At 50.5% G+C, this 19,631-nt stretch carries 17 protein-coding genes; 14 read left to right on the top strand and 3 right to left on the bottom strand.

Annotated elements, in window-relative coordinates:
* Window positions 1–63 precede the first annotated feature (63 nt).
* Both EKM96_RS02450 and EKM96_RS02445 read right to left on the bottom strand, forming a co-directional pair.
* Entirely contained in the window at window positions 64–2,505 is a 2,442-nt protein-coding gene (locus EKM96_RS02450) for a Xaa-Pro dipeptidyl-peptidase (RefSeq protein ID WP_125639221.1), read from the bottom strand.
* Between the two features lie 33 nt (window positions 2,506–2,538).
* Window positions 2,539–3,936, bottom strand: coding sequence for an APC family permease (locus EKM96_RS02445; RefSeq protein ID WP_125639218.1), 1,398 nt, complete (start codon window positions 3,934–3,936; stop codon window positions 2,539–2,541).
* Between the two features lie 171 nt (window positions 3,937–4,107).
* On the opposite strand from EKM96_RS02445, the gene EKM96_RS02440 reads away from it, so the two are divergent.
* The 9 genes from EKM96_RS02440 to EKM96_RS02400 all read left to right on the top strand — a co-directional run bounded on the left by EKM96_RS02440 (window position 4,108) and on the right by EKM96_RS02400 (window position 10,393).
* Window positions 4,108–4,536 carry a bis(5'-nucleosyl)-tetraphosphatase gene (locus EKM96_RS02440; RefSeq protein WP_125639215.1) on the top strand — a complete coding sequence of 143 codons (429 nt, stop codon included), beginning with the start codon at window positions 4,108–4,110 and terminating at the stop codon, window positions 4,534–4,536.
* On the top strand, window positions 4,526–5,113 hold the full coding sequence (locus EKM96_RS02435; protein WP_125639212.1) for a nucleoside/nucleotide kinase family protein: 588 nt from the start codon (window positions 4,526–4,528) through the stop codon (window positions 5,111–5,113). Before EKM96_RS02440 ends, EKM96_RS02435 begins: the two co-directional genes overlap by 11 nt.
* Window positions 5,114–5,167: 54 nt before the next feature.
* On the top strand, window positions 5,168–5,623 hold the full coding sequence (locus EKM96_RS02430) for a Fur family transcriptional regulator (protein ID WP_125639208.1): 456 nt from the start codon (window positions 5,168–5,170) through the stop codon (window positions 5,621–5,623).
* Window positions 5,624–5,701: 78 nt separating this feature from the next.
* Window positions 5,702–6,187, top strand: coding sequence for a hypothetical protein (locus EKM96_RS02425; RefSeq protein ID WP_125639206.1), 486 nt, complete (start codon window positions 5,702–5,704; stop codon window positions 6,185–6,187).
* 20 nt (window positions 6,188–6,207) lie between these two features.
* Complete coding sequence (locus EKM96_RS02420; RefSeq protein WP_125639203.1) at window positions 6,208–7,137, top strand: DUF6681 family protein; 930 nt, start codon at window positions 6,208–6,210, stop codon at window positions 7,135–7,137.
* Window positions 7,138–7,491: 354 nt separating this feature from the next.
* Window positions 7,492–8,232: an amino acid ABC transporter ATP-binding protein gene (locus EKM96_RS02415; protein ID WP_125639198.1), complete on the top strand. Its 741-nt coding sequence runs from the start codon at window positions 7,492–7,494 to the stop codon at window positions 8,230–8,232.
* A 13-nt stretch (window positions 8,233–8,245) separates the two neighbouring features.
* On the top strand, window positions 8,246–9,082 hold the full coding sequence (locus EKM96_RS02410; RefSeq protein ID WP_125639195.1) for a transporter substrate-binding domain-containing protein: 837 nt from the start codon (window positions 8,246–8,248) through the stop codon (window positions 9,080–9,082).
* On the top strand, window positions 9,079–9,717 hold the full coding sequence (locus EKM96_RS02405) for an amino acid ABC transporter permease (protein ID WP_125639192.1): 639 nt from the start codon (window positions 9,079–9,081) through the stop codon (window positions 9,715–9,717). Before EKM96_RS02410 ends, EKM96_RS02405 begins: the two co-directional genes overlap by 4 nt.
* A 13-nt stretch (window positions 9,718–9,730) precedes the next feature.
* Window positions 9,731–10,393 (top strand): amino acid ABC transporter permease, encoded by a 663-nt coding sequence (locus EKM96_RS02400; protein ID WP_125639189.1) that lies wholly within the window; start codon window positions 9,731–9,733, stop codon window positions 10,391–10,393.
* 62 nt (window positions 10,394–10,455) lie between these two features.
* Here the strand turns inward: EKM96_RS02400 and hflX are convergent, their stop codons facing one another.
* Window positions 10,456–11,745 (bottom strand): GTPase HflX, encoded by a 1,290-nt coding sequence (gene hflX, locus EKM96_RS02395; protein ID WP_125639186.1) that lies wholly within the window; start codon window positions 11,743–11,745, stop codon window positions 10,456–10,458.
* A 182-nt stretch (window positions 11,746–11,927) separates the two neighbouring features.
* On the opposite strand from hflX, the gene EKM96_RS02390 reads away from it, so the two are divergent.
* From EKM96_RS02390 to EKM96_RS02370, 5 genes are all read left to right on the top strand, one after another.
* Window positions 11,928–13,565: a peptide ABC transporter substrate-binding protein gene (locus EKM96_RS02390; RefSeq protein WP_125639183.1), complete on the top strand. Its 1,638-nt coding sequence runs from the start codon at window positions 11,928–11,930 to the stop codon at window positions 13,563–13,565.
* A gap of 260 nt (window positions 13,566–13,825) precedes the next feature.
* A complete protein-coding gene (locus EKM96_RS02385; RefSeq protein ID WP_125639181.1) occupies window positions 13,826–15,451 on the top strand; it encodes a peptide ABC transporter substrate-binding protein in 1,626 nt (541 codons plus the stop codon).
* A 383-nt stretch (window positions 15,452–15,834) separates the two neighbouring features.
* Window positions 15,835–17,460, top strand: a complete 1,626-nt coding sequence (locus EKM96_RS02380) for a peptide ABC transporter substrate-binding protein (RefSeq protein WP_125639179.1) — start codon at window positions 15,835–15,837, stop codon at window positions 17,458–17,460.
* A gap of 195 nt (window positions 17,461–17,655) precedes the next feature.
* Window positions 17,656–18,585, top strand: coding sequence for an oligopeptide ABC transporter permease (gene opp3b / locus EKM96_RS02375; protein ID WP_125639177.1), 930 nt, complete (start codon window positions 17,656–17,658; stop codon window positions 18,583–18,585).
* A gap of 11 nt (window positions 18,586–18,596) precedes the next feature.
* Window positions 18,597–19,622: an ABC transporter permease gene (locus EKM96_RS02370; protein ID WP_125639175.1), complete on the top strand. Its 1,026-nt coding sequence runs from the start codon at window positions 18,597–18,599 to the stop codon at window positions 19,620–19,622.
* Window positions 19,623–19,631: the final 9 nt, after the last annotated feature.

Here is a 19,631-nt window from a genome sequence, read left to right as displayed (position 1 = left end):
CACTCTTAAAGTAATTTAGTCTTCTGAATTAGTTTAGCACTGTTTATTAAAATACGAAAATAACTAGGCGGGATCAACGACCCAGGGAACGGTGATTGAGGAGTTCCCCAATTGGATGGAATATTGTAGGTCTTGATTTCCCCGTACCGTCATCCCGAAGTCGGTTGCGTAGATCGCTAGGCCTAATTGGTGACCGGCCAACAGCCTGTAATGCGTCGGTTGCAGAGTGACCGTCAAGTCGTAGAATTCGTTTGGTAGGAGCTCATCGACCTGATAGCTATTGTGGCGGTTTTGCAAGTTGCGATGGCCCTTCGTGATCATCTTCCAAGGGGAAGGTTGATCGGCCAGTTGGAACTCACGGAGTTGGTCTTCACGCCAATGGAAGCCCTCGTCTAGTGGCTGCCGCAGGTTGGTTGGCGAGACGTTCAGTCGTTTAGCGGTCCCGTAATCAACGAGTTGGAAGCTCAACATGCCGACGGGTTGGTTGACGGCGACACGAAGCTTGACCTGGACCCGGCCGTCAATGATGAGGGGGTCGGTGAGAACGGCCGACTTGAAGAGTAACCGGTGGCGGAACATATCATTATGTTTATCGCCAAGCAGGTCGCGTTGCCAGTCATCGATGGCCTGCGTGTAATGGTTAAATTGGGCGACCGGTAATTGGTCATTGAAACTGGTGGCTTCGGCCGGGCCGGCCGTTTTGGCCGAGACGAGCTCGTCGTGGCGGAGTTGATAGGTGAGACGTTGATTCGTTGGGGCGTCCCAGTCAGGGTAGGCCCGCCAGGTTTCTGGTTCGGCATTGTCCTGGATGGTGACGTCGGGAATCAAGGTTTCCGCGCCGTTGTCGATCCCCAACAGTTCGTGGGTCAGCCACAGGTTAACCATGTCCGTGAAGTCGATGGAGCGAAAGGCGTTGATATAGATGTGTTGGCCCTGGTGCAGGACCAGTTTCTTGGTAATTGGTAAATCCCGGACAGCGTTCCAAAGATTATTCACGTTGCGCGGTTTAACATTCCAGTCGTTGAGGCCATGGACCAATAGGAGGTCAGCCTTAATCTTGTCGGCGTTGACCAGGTAATTCCGGGCGGCCCAAAAGGCGTTATAGTTCCCGGTGGTGCGGTCTTGACCGTGGGTAATAGCGGCCAGGTCGGCCTGCCACTTTTCCTGGACGCGGTGGTAGTCACCGGCCTGGAGTTGCCGGCTGAAGGTTTCCTCCGCCAAGACGTCGGCATCTTCGCCGGGGAAGCCGCCGGGTGCGATGACCAAGCCGCCGTCACGGTAGTAGTCATACCAACTCGAGATGGCGGCCTCACCGATGATGGTCTTAAGGCCCTTGACACCGGTGGTGGCGGCCGCCGTGGCCATGGTCCCTAGGTAAGAACGACCGGTCATGGCTACCAGCTTGGAACTCCAGTAAGCGGTGATGGCGGTGGTGGCCGTGCGGTCGGTGAAGGCCACGCGGTCGCCCGTCAGCCATTCGATGATCGCCGTGGTGGACGCCGTTTCGGCGGGATCGCCGGAGGTGCGGACACCATCCGAATCCTTGGTGCCGATGCCGGCGGCGTAAAGGACAGCGAAGCCCCGAGCCAAGAAGTAGTCGTTAAGGGTGTAGGAACTCTCACGGGCAAAGGTCTCCGTGGCCTCGGTGGTTGTGGCCTTGACCGGACGAGGATCCGGGGCTGTTGGTAACGCGGCCGGGGTTAGGTCGGCTAGATCGGGTGTTTGCGGTTGCTTGGCTTCCAGTGGCACGTTGACGTTGTGCGTCATGGCCTCGCCGGCCTCATCGTTGGTACCTTGGTTGTAAGGGCTGGCGGTGTACAGAACGGGGACGGTCATGCCACTGGCCGTTTCAGCAGGCCGGAGAATTTCAGCCTTTAGGAGATCACGTTGGCCATCTTCGTCCGTATCCAAGGAACTTTCAACGTAGACCACGTCGCGGATCAACTTGGTGGTATCGAAGACCGCCTGCGCCTTGCCATTGAAGATGAGGGGCTTAGGTGTCGTGGGATCCGCCATCAAGGGTTCAAAGTAACCATGGGTGGTTAGCAGGTCGAGGAACGTTTGCCCGTCGTGGGTGTGTGTCGTGAGTAGCAGGTACCAGGCCTGGGTCAGATCACTGGCGGACAGGTTGGTGGTTGTCACGTGATAGACCGGCAGGTTCAGGGCCTGCATGGCGGCCAGCGGATCGGCGAGCTTGAAGTCGAGGTCGACGGCGAATCCCAGTCGTTGGAGCGCCAGGTTGTAGAATGCAGCGATGCTGACTTCGGTCTGGCTGTGTAAGTAGGTCCAACCATCAAGGTCGGGGGTGGCCATGAGTGCCTTGAGGTGGTGTTCGATGGCGGGCTGGTCCGGGTATTCCGGCCAACTACGGTCGAACAGGTCTAACAATAGTTCGTTAGGGTTGGTAAGGATGACATTGTTGTTATCCAAGAAGTGAATACGTTTGAGTTCCGTGACGGCTTCGGGAGCCGTGGTGGGACGGATGGCAAATTGCTGGTTACGCATAATTAACGCCTTCCTTATTGAGAGTCAGAAAAATTAATCGGTTTGGTCGTTGAGCCGGCTGTGGCGTAGACCATAGCTGAAGTAGATGACGAGACCGATGGCAAACCAGATGCTGGAAGCGATCCAGGTTTCGGCAGGCAACTGCAGCATCATGTAGAAGCAGAGTAGACCGGAAATGATGGGGAGGACGGGATAGCCGGGAACCTTGAAGCCACTGTTGTGGGGCATGTCGGGTAGGTGGCGCAGTCGTAGAATCCCAAACGAGACGAAGAGAAAGGCGACCAGTGTCCCGATGTTAACCAGGTTGGTCAGCTGGGCCAAGGGTACGAAGCCACCGAGTAAGGCGATGACCACGGTAATCACGGCCAGGCTGTTACGCGGCGTCTGGGTCCTTTCGTCGATCCGGCCCAAAAATTTAGGGAGCAGGCCATCGCGGCCAATTGAATAGATGAGGCGAGAGGAACTGTAAATCATGGTCACCATCATGGTAAACATACCGGCAAGGGCGCCAAGGGAAATGATACCGGACGTCCAATTTTGATGGACCAGGGTGAGGGCAAAGGCAACGGGGTCCGACACGTTTAACCGCGTGTAATGCACCATCCCGGTCAGGACGATGGCCACCATCATGTAGAGAATTGTTGCCACGATCAGGGTGCCAATGATGCCGATGGGCATGTTGCGCCGGGGGTTCTTAACCTCGGCTGCCGAGGCCGACACGACGTCGAAACCCAGGTAGGCGAAGAAAACCGTGGAAGCCCCGCGGAGAATACCGTGAGCCCCATAGGGTGCGAACGGCTGCCAATTGCTAGGTCGGACATAGAAGATACCGACCACGACGAATAATATAATAATGGCAATTTTAACAATAACAATCGCGTTATTAATCCGCATCGATTCTCGCATCCCATGGTTGAGAAGCCAGCTGATGAGGATGACCACAGCAATCGCGACCAGGTTGCCGTAGGTGCCGTGAGCGGGGTCATAGGGCCCCGCGATGGCGGCCGGAATGATGAGATGAAACCCGGCTAAGAATGATTTGAAGTACGCCCCAAAGGCATTGGCGACCGCGGCGACGGCCAAAACGTATTCCAAGATGAGGGCCCAACCAAGGACCCAGCCGATAATTTCGCCGAAGACCAGATTTCCGTAAGAATACGCGGAACCGGCAATCGGTAGGACCGAAGCAAATTCGGCATAACACATGGCCGCCGTGGAACAGACAATGGCGGCTATCAGAAAGGAGAGCACAATGCCAGGCCCACTATATTGGGCGGCAATGGTGCCAGGCAGAATGAAGATCCCGGTACCAATGACCGCGCCAATCCCCAAGGACATGAGATCCTTGGCCGTCATTGTTTTTGCAAAGTGCTGATCGCTTTTTAAATAATTGGTTAACTGTTCGCGACGGAAAATACGCGCAAATCCCATAAAAAGCCTCCTTAATAAATGGTCATATCTCGGATAGTGTACCCTAGACTTAAATTAAAAGTCAATGAGAGTTGGGGGGTGTTTTGCCAAAAGTTTGCGAAAGACTAGCCCTTACTCCTCATTTCGTTTTAAAATAGATCGAGTAGGTTTTATTAGAGGAGGCCATTAATCATGATTACCGAGAATGCCAGCGGCGCAGTGGTTTATCGTTTGAATGGGAACACGCCGGAGTATTTACTATTAAAGAGCGCCACCAGTGACTTCTGGGGATTCCCCAAGGGACACGTGGAAGGCACCGAGACCGATGTCGAGACAGCAGTACGGGAAATTCGGGAAGAGACGGCACTCAACGTGACCGTGGATGAAAGCTTCCAAGCAACGGTCGACTATGACATGGCGAATGGCCATCACAAACACGTGGTGCTTTACACCGCGAAGGTTCCGGCCAATGTGACGATTGAACGGCAACAGATTGAGATTAGTCAGTTTGGCTGGTTTGATTACGCGGCGGCTCGTGAACGGCTAACATACGATAACCTAAAGGACCTGTTAGACCAGGCGAACCACTATTTGACGGGAGCGACACCACATGAATCCTAAAGTTTTAGTTATCACCGGGGCAACGGGGACCGGTAAGACCACCGTTCAAGATTATTTGGTGAGCCATTATCCCGTTACGAAGATTATTACCCATACCACCCGGCCACCACGGCAGGGCGAGGTTGATGGCCAGGACTATTATTTCGAAGACGACGACAGCTTTAAGCAAAATCACTACCTTGAATCGGTGGTTTATTCAGGTTATCATTATGGTTCCTCGCGAGAGGGAATCGCGGCCGGGTTCAAGCGAGCGCCCTTTGCCGCCATTGTCTTAGATACCAAGGGGGCCATCACCTATGCCGAAGAGCTGGGCGATCAGGCGGTCATCATCTTTCTGACGGTCTCCGAGACCGAGCAATTGGCCAGTCGGTTGACCAAGCGGGGCGACGATGAGGATATGATGGAAAAGCGCTTCGCTAGCCCGGAATACCGTCGTGACCTGACGATGCCCATCGCCTTACGGGGACGCGCCATTCAATTAAACAATGACCATTGGCAACAAACGCAACTCAAGCTGGATGACCTGATGACGAGCCTCCAGCGGGGAGAGACGGCTGATAGTGGTGTTTTGCGGTAAGTGTGCTAAACTAACTAGGAATTTGGACCAGAGCAAAGGAGGTCAATCCTGACCATGGCAGAAACATTAATCGCCGCCGTAGATATTTTGAAACAAAACAAACTTAAAATAACGAAACAACGCCACGCCCTATTGGAATTTTTGTTGACGAATCAGGGGCATTACACGGACATCGTGGCCGTTGACGCTTACATGCGAACAGAATTTCCAGGGATGAGTCACAACACGGTTTACCGTAACCTCAAGGAATTCGAAGAGGTGGGGATTGTTGAACAGAACACCGAGCAAGAGCGGACCCGGGTCAAGTATCAGTGTGACTTCCATCATCAACACCATCATCATTTTATCTGTCAAAATTGTGGCAAGGTCACCGAGTTACAGATGTGCCCGATGGATTTCTTTGCCGAGCAGTTGCCCGGATACGATATCACCGGCCACAGCTTTGAGTTGTACGGCATTTGTGCCGACTGTAAGGCCGCCGGCATCACAGAATCCTTAGTTAAAAATTAAGAGAATTTTGGGGATTCTTTCAGATTGTCGTGTAATAATGAAGACTAATTAGGGAAAAAAGGTTAGGAGGAATGTGACATGGCGTATCGAACACCGCCGTTTATCACGCCATTTGCAATCGTTTCGATGGCATTGGCGCTGGGCGCAACCAACGTGGTGACGAACACGGTGACCCACAGTAACGAAGGGGCATCCAAGGTCTCCACGACGAGCACCAGTATTTCCAATCGCTCATCGGATGACTCCAAGAAACAGAGTGACGATAGTAAAAAGAAGAGTTCTGACTCCAGCAAGGATAGTAGCAGTGATGATTCTTCGGCAAGCAGTTCGTCAACGGACACGCAGAGTTCTTCTGCTAATTCCACTTCCGAAGCTGATAAGACCAATGGCAACGGCAGCACGGGGTCGACGACTGGTAATTCAACGTCAAAGAAGCCGGCAACGTCGACGGAATCCAGCAGTACAACCGATGATCAGACGGGGTCCACGAGTGATGACACGCAGAGTGCCCAGACGTACAGTCATGACACGACGACCACGAATGATACAACGACTAATCAGTAAGCAGGAAAGGGGGATCGCACATGCTTAGTTTCTTAGATATGGTTAACCATTACTTAGGTTATATCAACGTGAACGTTAAGATTAAGAATCGGATTTACGTCATCCTGGGATTCCTGGGGGACATTTACTTGTTCTACATCGCCTTTCGTTATCTGAAGAATGGGCACCCATTCTGGGGGTTGCTGATCCTGGCGGTAGCCTTGTTGCTGCTGTACTTTGTCTACCTCAATGTGGTGTACTACTTTACGGACAAGAAGGCGCCCTTCGATATCTCGCCGAAGATTGAAAAGTTGCTACACATCAAGCCCAAGGAAGCCGAAGAAGAGGGCAAGCAGATTGCCCGCGGGGGTCGTAATATTCCGGCCAATGGTTACTTTGATGAAAAGAAGATCTTGCCCGGTAAGCTCAAGTCAAACGATGCCGAACTGGCAACCATTCAGAATTTAGCCACGCGTCTGCAACAACATCAATTGTTAGACCTGGACTATTCCGGACTTGGCGACCGTGAGATCATGGCGCAGACCCAGCAAAATGGGAAGCCCGTGTATGCCACGGGTCCTGGCGTCTTAATTCCCTATTTTGAAATGAAGCAAGAGGGCGGCCAATTGGCGGTCTATGCGGGGATTAATCAGGCCGAGGCACAACGAGTTGGGGCCGTCAGCACGGTTGGGTTACAACCCGTTGCCGATGTCCGTGATCAGTTTGAATTGTATCTGGCCAATGCTACCTTGGTTGGCGGACCATTTAAGGTCTTAGGGCGGAATTCATTGATTGAGCAAGCCAATGACTTCGAAGTGGCGGTGCAACTGGCCTACAAACATCCAGATGACCAGTCGACGCCAACGACACGTGAGACCGGGCGACATGCCCGCTACGATCAATTGTCCAGCGTTGGGGAGTCATCTTCTGATGACGAACCGATGACGCGGACTTCTCGTTACCACCATTAATCATTAACGATAATAGCTGAAAGAGTCTGGGACAAAAAACCAGACTCTTTTTTGTCTATCCATTTATATGGCTGAAACGTGCGACAAAAGGCAGCCGGTTCCGCTTAAAACTGCTAACCAAACAATCCAAGACCAGGATTATTCGGTTAGCAGCCTTAATGCTCGCCGGCTAACCGTCTTTTGTCCCACTCTTTTTTTGTACCCCGGCGACGGCACCGCTAACTTAAATAGTTCGGTCACCAACCATATGCGGCAACCAACTTTGACCGTTGCTGACTAGGCAACTAGGATAGCCCCAAGTGACGGGACCGCCGTCGCAATCACTGGTGATGACTTAGCTGAGGAGGGATAACGATGTCGATGATTGAATTTCATCATGTCGAGAAATACTATGGTAACTTTCACGCGCTGACCGATATCAATCTCACTATTGCGGCCGGTGAGACTGTGGTCCTGATTGGGCCGTCCGGCTCGGGCAAGTCGACCTTGATTCGGACGATCAATGGCCTGGAGTCAATCCAACAGGGCCAATTGATCGTGAACGGGCAAGACCTGGCGGAGAAGCGCACCGACATTAACCGGATTCGTAAGAATGTCGGGATGGTCTTTCAACACTTCAACCTGTATGCCAACAAGACGGTGCTCGAAAATATTATGTTAGCACCGCGACTGGTGTTGCATCGCGATGAGACCGATAATCACAAGACAGCGATGGCCATGCTCGACCGGGTTGGCTTAGTCGATCAGGCGGGCAAACGACCAGCCCAACTCTCGGGCGGCCAAAAACAACGCATAGCGATTGCCCGGTCGTTAGCCATGCATCCCAAGTGTTTGCTCTTTGACGAACCGACGAGTGCGCTCGATCCCGAAATGATTGATGATGTTTTGACGGTCATGAAGGGGATTGCCCGCGATTCCAGTATGACCATGTTAGTGGTGACACATGAGATGGGCTTTGCTCGTGAGGTGGCCAACCGCGTCGTCTTCATGACCGATGGGAAAATTCTGGAAGACGATCCCAAGGAAACGTTCTTTGACGGCCAACCCACTAATGAACGGGCCCGCCAATTTCTCAGTAAGATTTTGACTCATTAGAGGGGGGAGACCCATGCGAAGAACGATAAGATTTCTAGCCAGTTTGCTGGCGGTATTGGGGTTAACGGTCGGACTCAGCGCATGTGGGAACCCCTCGCTGGCGGCCCAAGATGTCTTGCAGGCCGACCGTAAGTCTCAGACCATGACCTGGGGCGTGCGGGCCGACATTCGGTTATTTGGCCTGCTAGACACCAGGGATAATCAAATCAAGGGCTTTGAAATCGACCTGGCTAAGGCCATTACGAAACAGATTCTTGGACCAAAAGGCCGGGCGAAGTTTGTTCAGGTGACGAGTGCCACCCGGATGCCGATGCTGGAGAATGGGGATGTCGATGCCATCATGGCCACCGTCACCAAGACGCCTGAGCGAGCCAAGATGGTGGCCTTCTCTAGCACGTACTTCAATGCCGGTCAGTCGCTGTTGGTGAAAAAGGGGAGTTCAATTAAAAATATTCATGATTTGAATGCCCAGCACGGGACCATCCTTGGGGTGGTCGGTGCCAACTCCGTGGAAAAGGCCTTGGCAATTGCCCCGCAGGCGAAGGGCTTGCAGCTGACGGATTACGCGCAGGCCATGACCGCCTTGAAGTCCGGTCAGGGTCAGGCGCTGACCACCGATAATGGCATTCTCTATGGCTTGTCATTGCAAAATCCCGGATACGTGGTCACGGGGGGAACATTTGTGGCCGAGCCATACGGGATTGCCATGGCCAAGCAACAACAGCCACTTAAACGCGCCGTAGACCAGGCCCTGGTGACCCTGCGCCAGGATGGCGAGTATCAACGACTCATTAATAAGTGGTTTCACAATGTTAAGGGGTTCGACTATGAGGAGGCGGCTCATCAATGATCGCGATTATCCATGACTATGGGGGCCTGTTGCTCGTCGGTCTCCGGCAAACGTTGATTTGTAGCCTGATTGCGTTAGCGGCCAGCCTATTACTGGGAACCGTTGTGGCACTGTTGGAAGTGGCGCCAGAACGTTGGCTGCGGGGGATTGCCCGAACCTACATCGAAATCTTTCGCAATATTCCCTTGTTGGTGATCACGCTCTTCTTCTATGTGGTAGTGCCACTGTATGTGATCAAGCTGAATGGTTTTGTCGCCGGAACCATCGGGCTGTCCCTGTACACGTCGGCTTTCATTGCCGAAACGATTCGTTCCGGTATTCGGGCGGTCGATCCTGGTCAAATGGAAGGCGCCCGAGCGAACGGCCTGAGTTACTGGCAGGCGATGCGCGTCATCGTCTTACCACAAGCGTTTCGGTACGTGATTCCGCCACTGGGAAATCAATTCGTGAACTTGGTTAAGAATTCTTCGACGCTGGCCTTTGTTGGTGGCTTTGACCTGATGTATCAGGGGAACAACATCGCATCGGATTCCATGGCAACGATGGCGACCTACGCCGTGATTGGCCTGTTGTATTTGGCCATTACCTTGCCTATTAGTTCCTACATGCGTTATCTAGAAAAGCGGTTGGCCTAAGGAGGGGAGCGCTATGTTACATGACTTTATCGCGGCCTATACGCCGGCAAACCTCCGCTACCTTTTCGGCGGCCTGGGCCTCACACTGTTGGTTTCCGTAGTCTCGATTCTAGCGAGTTTTGTCTTGGGATCGTTCATGGGAATTGTCAGGTACGTCCGCATCAAGGGATTATCCGCGATTGTTGGTGGCATCATCGATGTGATTCGGAATCTGCCACTGATTCTAATCCTGTTCTTTACGTATTTTGGCCTGCCAAACCTGGGAATTCGGCCAGGGGTTCTGGTGGCGGTAATCCTGGCAATGACCATCTTCGAGTCGGCCATGCTGGCGGAGATTGTGCGTTCCGGGATTCAGGCGATCGACAAGGGGCAAATGGAAGGGGCCCGGGCCAACGGCCTGAGCTATTGGCAGGCCCTCTGGCACATTGTGTTACCCCAGGCGATGGTTAAGATGATTCCGGCTCTGGTGAGTCAATTCATCTCATTGGTGAAGGACACGTCACTGGCAACCATTATTCTCTTACCCGAGATGCTGTATCGCTCGCAAATCATTTATGGTCAGGACAGCAACTACATCGTCCCCATGTTTGTGGCGGTGGCCGCTCTGTACTTCGCGGTCTGCTTCCTGTTGTCGATACTGGCCCACTGGTTGGAACGGCGGCAGGCGAGAACTTGAGACGAGCAAAAAGGTCCCACGGAATTTATTATCCGTGAGACCTTTGTCTTGTCATTTAAAGCTTAGTCATTGGTTGATGGCGTCACCACGTATTGCTTGAAGCGAGCGAAGTCGGCCTGCTGAAGTTCAACCTTCAGGGCCGTGCCCGTCTCTTCATACGCCGTGCTCAGGACATTGGCATTGTCGTTCAGGTAGGCGACAACCTCCCCGTTGGCGAAGGGGACGAGAAAGGTGGCCGTGACGTAGTTGTGAAAGACCTTTTCCTTAATCGTCTGCGTCAACAAGTCGATGGAGTCCGCATCCTTGGCGGAGAGAATTAACGCGTCGCCGGCACGACTTGGGAAGTTGGTTTCGGTCAAGTCGGCCTTGTTGAAGACCGTAATCATTGGGACATCGGTTACGCCGATATCGCGTAAGGTTTGTTCCGTGGTGTTCATCATGGCTTCCTTGTTGGGATCAGCGTAGTCAACGACCTGAATCAACAGGTCCGCATTGGCCGCCTCGGCCAACGTGGAGCGGAAGGCCTTCACCAATTGCGTTGGTAACTGACTGACGAACCCAACCGTATCGCTCAGGAGCATCTTCTTCTGGTCGGGGAAGGTGAGTTGCCGAACGCTGGTGTCGAGGGTGGCGAAGAGCATGTTCTTAACGAAGACCTGCTTCTCCTCATTCATCCCAAATTGCCGAACGAGGGCATTCATTAAAGTCGATTTTCCGGCATTGGTATAGCCGACTAGGGCAACGGAAGGTAATTGATTCCGCTCCCGCTGTTGTCGTTGGGTCGCTGCCGCTTGATTAATTTCCTTCAATTCATGGTTAACGTGGTTGATGGACCGTTGAATGGTCCGCCGACTCATTTCCGTTTGTGATTCACCGGCACCACGGTTGGTGAAGCCACCGCCGCCACCGCTACCGGTTTGTTGGTCCAACCGTTGCGAAGCACTGGTGTGGAGCCGGGGTAGTTGGTATTGCAGCATGGCCAACTGCACCTGAAGTTTGGCTTCGCGAGACTGGGCCCGGTTAGCAAAGATTTCCAGGATGAGGCCGGTGCGGTCCATGATCCGGGCCTTGGTGACCTTTTCCAGGTTACGAATCTGACTGGGTGACAGCTCATCGTTGACGACGATGGTATCGACACCGTCATCGATCACAATGGCGGCCAATTCTTCAACCTTCCCAGTACCGAAGTAGGTCCCAGGATTGGGCTTGGTGAGGGCCTGTTGAATCTCTTCAACGACCGTCATGTTGTTGGCCTCCACTAGGTTTTTCAGTTCAGTCATGGCGTAGTCAAACGTCGCCTGACCAGAGTTTAAACCAATCGTAATGACTGGTGTTCGTGGGGTTTCTTCCAAAGAATCACCCTCCTTTAAAGTTATTGTTACTAGTATAACATGGCCGGCAACTTGCAATGATTTTGACGATTGGTCTACCTGGTTTATTAAAAAATGAGGTTGATTTTAATTGTTTTATCATCTAGAATAATCCTCGGTTTTAGAGAGATTCAGTTTATAAACTTAGAGGGGTCGGACCTTAGATGAAGATTAGTTCAGTGGTTAAGTTAGGAACTGTGGCAACCTTAGCAGCGGGTGTTTTAGCTGCCTGTGGGACCACATCAAGTACCAGTAACAGTCAGGCCCAGGCGAAGGATCAAACCTTAACCTGGATGGAGAACTCGGCATTGCCAACGATGGATATTTCAAAATCCGTCGATGCGGTTTCTGCGGAAACGTTGAACAATACGGGTGAAGGCTTACTGCGGGTTGGAAAAAAGACCAGCCTGCATCCCGGGGTAGCCAAGAGCTACAGCAAATCGAAGGATGGGAAAACTTACACGTTTAATCTTCGTAAGTCTAAGTGGAGTAATGGGGATGCCGTAACGGCCAAGGACTTTGTCTATTCCTGGCAACGCACGGTGAACCCTAAGACCGCTTCGGAATATGCCTATCTATTCGGCGATGTTCAGAATGCCAATGCCATCATGAAGCACAAGAAGGCGGTTTCTAGTCTCGGCATCAAGGCGGAAGGCAACTATAAGCTGGTCGTCACGCTGACACACCCGGTTTCCTATTTCCCAGACCTGGTTGCTGGAACGACCTTCTTCCCCCAGAATCAAAAGGTCGTGGACCATTACGGGAAGAAGTATGCCAGCAACGCTGCGGATAATGTCTATAACGGTCCCTTCAAGTTAACCTCCTGGTCGGGGACTTCAGATAACTGGACGATTTCGAAGAACGCCAGTTACTGGAATGCCAAGAACGTTAAGCTCAACAAGGTGGCATTTAACACGGTCAAGGACCCCCAAACGGCTTTGAGCCAATATCAAAGTGGCAAGCTGGATGCGATTTACCTGAGTGGCCAACAACCTAAGAACTACAAGAACAGTAAGGAATACGTTGCTCGTACCAGTTCACGGGCATCCTACGTTGAAGTTAACCAACGTAAGGACACCATGATGAAGAACAAGAAGGCTCGGCAAGCACTTTCACTCGCCATCAACCGGCAACAATTCACCAATAAGATTATGGACGATGGATCCGTGGCGCCAACGGGGTTAGTGACAGATGGACTCGCCTCATACAAGGGCAAGGACTTCGCCGCTTCGGCTAAGGTGCCATCGGCTACGAGCCAAGACCTGACCAAGGCCAAGAAGTTGTGGAAGGAAGCCCTAAAGGAAACCGGTCGTAAGAGTTACTCGATGACGTTGACCGCGGATGATACGGCTGCCGGTAAGAGCTCAACCGAATATATTCAAAGCCAATGGGCCAAGTTACCCGGATTGAAGGTCACCGATGCTAACGTGCCGTACAAGACGGTGCTCGCACGGTGTGCCAGTGGGGACTTCGACAGTATTGTGACGGCCTGGGGGGCCGACTTTGCCGACCCAATCACGTTCCTACAACTCTTCACCACCGGGAACTCTTATAACGAAGGCAAGTGGTCGAACAAGACCTATGACAAGCTGATCGATGCCGCTACCGGTGCCGATGCCAATAAGACTGGCAAGCGTTGGCAAGATCTGATTAAGGCCCAACGGGTCTTATTGAAGGATCAAGGGATTATTCCATTCTATCAACAAGGCAAGCCACAATTGGTTAAGAGTAACGTCAAGGGCGTTGTTTACTTCCCAGTCGGCGCTAACTGGGACTTTAGCCATGCTTATATGGCTAAGTAATGTGATGATGAATGACAAGCAAGGGGAGCGGCCAGCGAGCCGCTCTTTTTTTGATCGGGGCAATTGAAGCTTAGACTTTCCTTATCATCGTGTTCTCATATAAAATAAATTATAATCGGCTAGAAAGCCGTTACATAGGGGTTAGAACGGTGGAAAAACCAATCGAATTAAAATTTACTATTGATTCTAATCTATTTTTAATTTAGTATTGTTTTCAACGTCAAGTTAGCAAGCATTACATATAGAGGGGTCGGAAGTTTATGAAAGGTACATCAGCCATTAAGCTTGGGACGGTTGCCACGTTTGCAGCAGTGATTCTTGCCGCGTGTGGGAACTCGTCCAGTAGCAGTCAGGCCAAGGATCAGACCTTGAACCTGATGGAAACATCAGCATTAGCCTCAATGGATAATGCGAAAGCCACGGATATTATTTCCGGGGAAACGTTGAACAACACCGGTGAAGGTTTGCTACGGTTTGGTAAGAACAGCAAGACCTTGCCCGGGTTGGCGAAGAGTTATTCTAAGTCCAAGGACGGGTTGACCTATACCTTTAACCTGCGGAAGTCGGTCTGGAGCAACGGCGATAAGCTGACGGCGCAAGACTTCGTCTACTCATGGCGTCGGACGGTCGATCCTAAGACCGGGTCAGAATACGCCTACTTGTATGGCGACATTAAGAATGCTAACGCCGTCATGGCCGGGAAGAAGGCTACATCGACCCTGGGCGTGAAGAAGGTGGGGGACTACAAGTTAGTCGTCACACTGGCACACCCAGTTAGTTACTTCCCAACATTAGTCGCGCAACAATGTTTCTACCCGGTTAACAAGGGTGCCGTTGACAAGTACGGTAAGAATTACGCTAGCAATGCCAAGACCAACGTCTACAATGGTCCCTTCAAGTTGACGTCATGGTCTGGGACCTCAGATAACTGGACCTTAACCAAGAACAAGAAGTACTGGAACGCGAAGGTGGTTAAGCTCCAACACGTGAAGTACAGTGCCGTTAAGGATCCACAGACCGCCCTTAGCCAATACCAGAGTGGCAAGCTGGATGCGATCACACTGAGTGGTCAACAACCAAAGAATTACAAAAATAACAAAGACTTCCATTCCCGGACCAGCTCACGGATTACTTACGTTGAATTGAACCAACGGAAGGACACGATGCTTAAGAACAAGAAGGCGCGTCAAGCCTTGTCCATGGTTATCAACCGGAAGCAATACGTGAACAAGGTCATGCAAGATGGGTCTATGGCCGCAACGGGGATTGTTTCCAAGGGCCTAGCCATTCGCAACGGCAAGGACTTCGCGTCAGAAGCCACAGTGCCATCCGCAACGTCTTACAATTTGAAGAAGGCCCAATCACTCTGGAAGCAGGCCTTGAAGGAAACAGGGCGTAAGAGTTACTCCCTGACGTTGTTGGCCGACGATACGCCAGCCGGCAAGAGTGCCACGGAATACATTCAAAGTCAGTGGACAAAGTTGTCAAACTTCAAGGTAACGAATTCCAACATTCCTTACAAGACACGGTTGTCACGGTCACAAAATGGTCAATTCCAAGCCGTTGTTAGTGGTTGGAGTGCCGACTACCCAGATCCATCAACCGACCTGTCGCTCTTCACGACCGGGACCAGTTACAACAACGGTCGGTGGTCTAACAAGTCTTACGACAAGTTGATGAAGGATGCTTCGGTAACAAATGCCAACAAGCCCGCTGCTCGGTGGCAAAACCTGGTCGATGCGCAGAAGGTTCTGCTCAAAGACCAAGGGATCATTCCGGTTTACCAAACGGGGATTCCACAATTAATGAAGTCTAAGGTCAAGGGTGTCGTCTACTTCCCAGTTGGTGCCAACTGGGATTACAGTCGGGCCTACATCGCTAAATAAGATAGATCACAAGAGCCTGGGGCCAAAACCCAGGCTCTTTTGTTAGGCCGTTTTATTGGGAGTGAAAGGTGGGCCAGCTGCCAGCTAGTGGTCATTTAGTCGTTCTCATTTTCGAACAAAGTTGAATAATTAAAAGTTTTGAACGAAAAAATTCTCATAAATCTGTATATGCTATACAAAAAGTAACGAATAAACGTATTCAAAATGTGAAATCAAATTTTAATTTTTGGGCAGAAACGTTGTAACTGCAGCATTTGTTTATGAAAAGTTAAAATAAATTAGTTTTTGTTATTGATTTTAATTGTTTTCTAATATACAATTGGAAACATCAAATTTGAGGTTGTCAATTCATTGCTCAAACAACTAAGAGGGGTTGGATATTAATGAAAATTAATTCGGCAGTCAAATTAGGGACGGTGGCTCTGTTCTCCGCAGTTTTCCTGGCGGCGTGTGGGTCTTCGTCATCTAGTTCAGATTCAAGCAAACAGACGTTAAATTGGATGGAAAACTCAGCATTACCTTCTATGGATACATCAACCGCCACCGACGTGGTTTCAGGGGAAACCACGAACAACACTGGCGAAGGTTTACTCCGATTCGGTAAGAACAGCAAGACGCTTCCTGGTGTTGCTAAGAGCTATTCCAAGTCCAAAGACGGGAAAACTTATACCTTCAATCTTCGTAAATCCAAATGGAGTAACGGGAAGCCAGTTACTGCTAAAGATTTCGTCTTTGCCTGGCAACGCACCGTTAATCCTAAGACCGCTTCTCAATATGCTTACATGTATGCGCAGGTTAAGAATGCCAACGCCATCATCGCCAAGAAGAAGCCTGTTTCTAGCTTAGGGATTAAGGCAGAAGGCAACTACAAAGTGGTTGTGACCTTGACCCAAGCAACGAGCTACTTCCCAGCCTTAGTTGCTAGTCCAATGTTCTTCCCACAAAGTCAATCAGTTGTTGAAAAGTACGGTAAGAAGTATGCTACCAACGCTCAAGACAACGTCTACAACGGCCCATTCAAGCTAACTTACTGGACCGGGACGTCAGACAACTGGACCATGAGTAAAAACCCTTCCTACTGGAACGCTAAGAATGTTAAACTTAAGAAGATCAACGTCAAGACGATTAAGGATCCACAAACGGCTTTGAGTCAATACCAGAGTGGCAAGTTGGATGCAACGTACCTGAGTGGTCAACAACCTAAGAACTACAAGAACTCCAAACAATACGTTGAACGGAAGAGTGCTTCGACCTTCTACATTGAAATGAACGAAAAGAAAGATTCAATGATGAAGAACAAGAAGGCTCGTCAAGCCTTATCATTGGCTATCAACCGGAAGCAATTCGTAAACAAGGTCTTACAAGACGGCTCAACTGCTGCCGATGGCTTAGTTTCAACCGGCTTAGCATCTAAGAATGGTAAGGACTTCAACGATGATGCCGCTGTACCATCAGCAACCACGCAAGACTTAACCAAGGCCAAGAAGCTTTGGAAAGAAGCCTTGAAGGAAACTGGTCGTTCAAGCTACTCATTGACCCTGCTTGCTGACGACACGCCAGCTGGTAAGAACTCCGCTGAGTTTGTTCAAAGTCAATGGGCTAAGTTAGGCAACATCAAGGTCACGAACAGTAACTTACCATTCAAGACCCGTTTGAGTCGTTCACAAAATGGTCAATTCGATGCCGTTATCTCCGCATGGGGTGCCGACTTCCCTGACCCAATCTCCTTCTTATCCTTGTTCACCTCAGGTAACTCTTACAACAACGGGAAATGGTCCTCATCTGCTTACGACAAGTACGTTAAGGCCGCAAGCGGTAAGGATGCCAACAATGCCGATGCTCGTTGGAACGACATGGTCAATGCTCAAAAGACCATCTTAAGCGACCAAGGGATCATCCCTGTTTACCAACAAGGTAAGGCACAATTGGTTAAGTCCAATGTTAAGGGATTGATTTACTTCCCAACCGGCGCCAACTGGGACTTCAGCAAAGCTTACATTTCTAAGTAAGCCACGATTAATTCTGTTATTACTCGTCGGTTCGCCGACATAATAAGCTTTATCGGGGAGTAAGGATTGACGCGAGTTGGTCCTTACTTTTCGATATTATTGCAATCATTCATCATCTTGTTGTTTTCGTGGAGTTTTTGTTAAGTTTAACAACTTAACGGTAACGAATAAGTCTACTGATTGAGAGGTAAACAAATGGCAAAGTACCTAGCAAAGCGGATCTTCTATCTGATCCTGACCTTATTCATTGTTATTACCGTGACGTTTTTCCTGATGAAGTTGTTACCCGGGACGCCACTGACCAACCAAGCGAAGTTGTCCAAGAGTCAAATTGCGTTAATTTACGAACAATATGGCCTGAACAAACCCGTATGGCAGCAATACCTTCTGTACCTCGCCGGTGCGGTTAAGGGGAACTTCGGGACCTCATTCCAATTCAGCGATCAACCTGTTTCTTACTTGATTTCAAGTCGGATCGGGCCTTCCTTACAGATTGGGCTGCAAGCTATGGTCGTCGGTGTCATCATTGGGATTATCATCGGGGCCTTCGGTGCGATGAAACAAAATACCTGGGTTGACTCAACCACGACGGTTGTTTCAATCTTAGGGATTTCAATTCCTTCCTTCGTCTTAGCCGTCTTGCTCCAATACTACTTGGGGTTAAAGGCGGGATGGTTCCCAATCGCTGAATGGGGTGGCTTCATCTACACGGTGTTGCCAACATTGGCGCTGGGGGCGCAACCGCTGGCTGAATCGGCGCGGTTCGTCCGAACCGAAATGGTCGACGTGTTGAGTTCGGATTACATTGAGTTAGCGAAGGCCAAAGGGCTGAGCAAGACTGGTGTGATCTTCCATCACGCGTTGCGGAACAGTTTGATTCCTCTAATCACGATCGTTGGGCCGTTAGCGGTTAACATCATGACGGGTTCCATGGTTGTTGAAAACATCTTCTCCATCCCTGGGATTGGGGAACAATTCGTTAAGTCAGTCTTGACTAACGACTACCCAACCATCATGGGATTGACGATCGTTTACTCATTCATGTTATGTGTCGTTCTGTTGTTCACCGATATCCTTTACGGAATCGTTGACCCACGGATTCGGCTTACAGGAAAGGCTAACTAGGAGGTAAATAAATGGCAGATACAGTAAAACTCCCTGAAGATAGCTTTAAGCCAATTTCAGCCGATGACCGGGCAGCGCTGGACAGTGAAAAGATTGCGGCACCTTCGTTAACCTTCGCGCAAGATGCATGGCGCCGGTTGAAGAAGAACAAGGGTGCCTGGGCATCTCTGATCATTCTGGCAATTATCTTTTTGATGGCCTTTGGGTCCATCTTCGTTTCTCCCCACAATCCCAATGCGGTTAATCCTTCATATGCGAACCTACCTTCAAAGATTCCTGGAATTAACATCAATGGGTTCAACGGGACGTTGGTTCAAGCGGGCCAACGGATTGACGCTTACAAACAAGCGGGCGCTTCAAACGTCCATTACATCATGGGGACCGACTACTTAGGTCGGGACCTCTTCTCCCGGGTACTTTACGGGACCCGAGTTTCCCTCATCATTGCCTTAGTTGCCACGTTATTTGACCTGACAATTGGGGTTGCATACGGGATGTTCTCCGGCTGGAAGGGTGGTCGAATTGACACGTTCATGCAACGGGTCATTGAAATCATCCTGTCTATCCCTAACTTAGTGGTGATTGTCCTGTTGATTTTGATTCTGAAACCCGGGATGCTTTCCATTATCATCGCGATTGCCTTGACCTCCTGGACCAACATGGCTCGGCTAGTCAGAGCGCAGACACTGGAATTAAAGGAACAAGAATTTATCTTGGCCGCGAGAACCTTGGGTGAACGCCCATTAAAGATCGCCTTCAAACATTTATTGCCAAACCTTTCCAGTGTCATCATCATTAACACCATGTTCACGATTCCTAACGCGATCTTCTTCGAAGCAACCTTGTCCTACATCGGGATTGGGATTTCTTCGCCCCAAGCATCACTAGGGACGTTGTTGAACGATGGGCAAAAGAACTTCCAGTTCCTGCCTTACCAAATGTGGTGGCCAGCACTGGTTCTCTCTATTATCATGTTAGCCTTTAACCTGTTAGGTGATGGCTTGCGGGATGCATTTGACCCCCGGACGAAAGAGTAGGTGAAGAAA

It is taken from the genome of Levilactobacillus tangyuanensis (genome assembly GCF_003946545.1).
Lineage (GTDB): Bacteria > Bacillota > Bacilli > Lactobacillales > Lactobacillaceae > Levilactobacillus > Levilactobacillus tangyuanensis.
The sequence above is the reverse complement of the archived record's forward strand: the minus strand, read 5'-3'. Positions and strand labels throughout refer to the sequence as shown.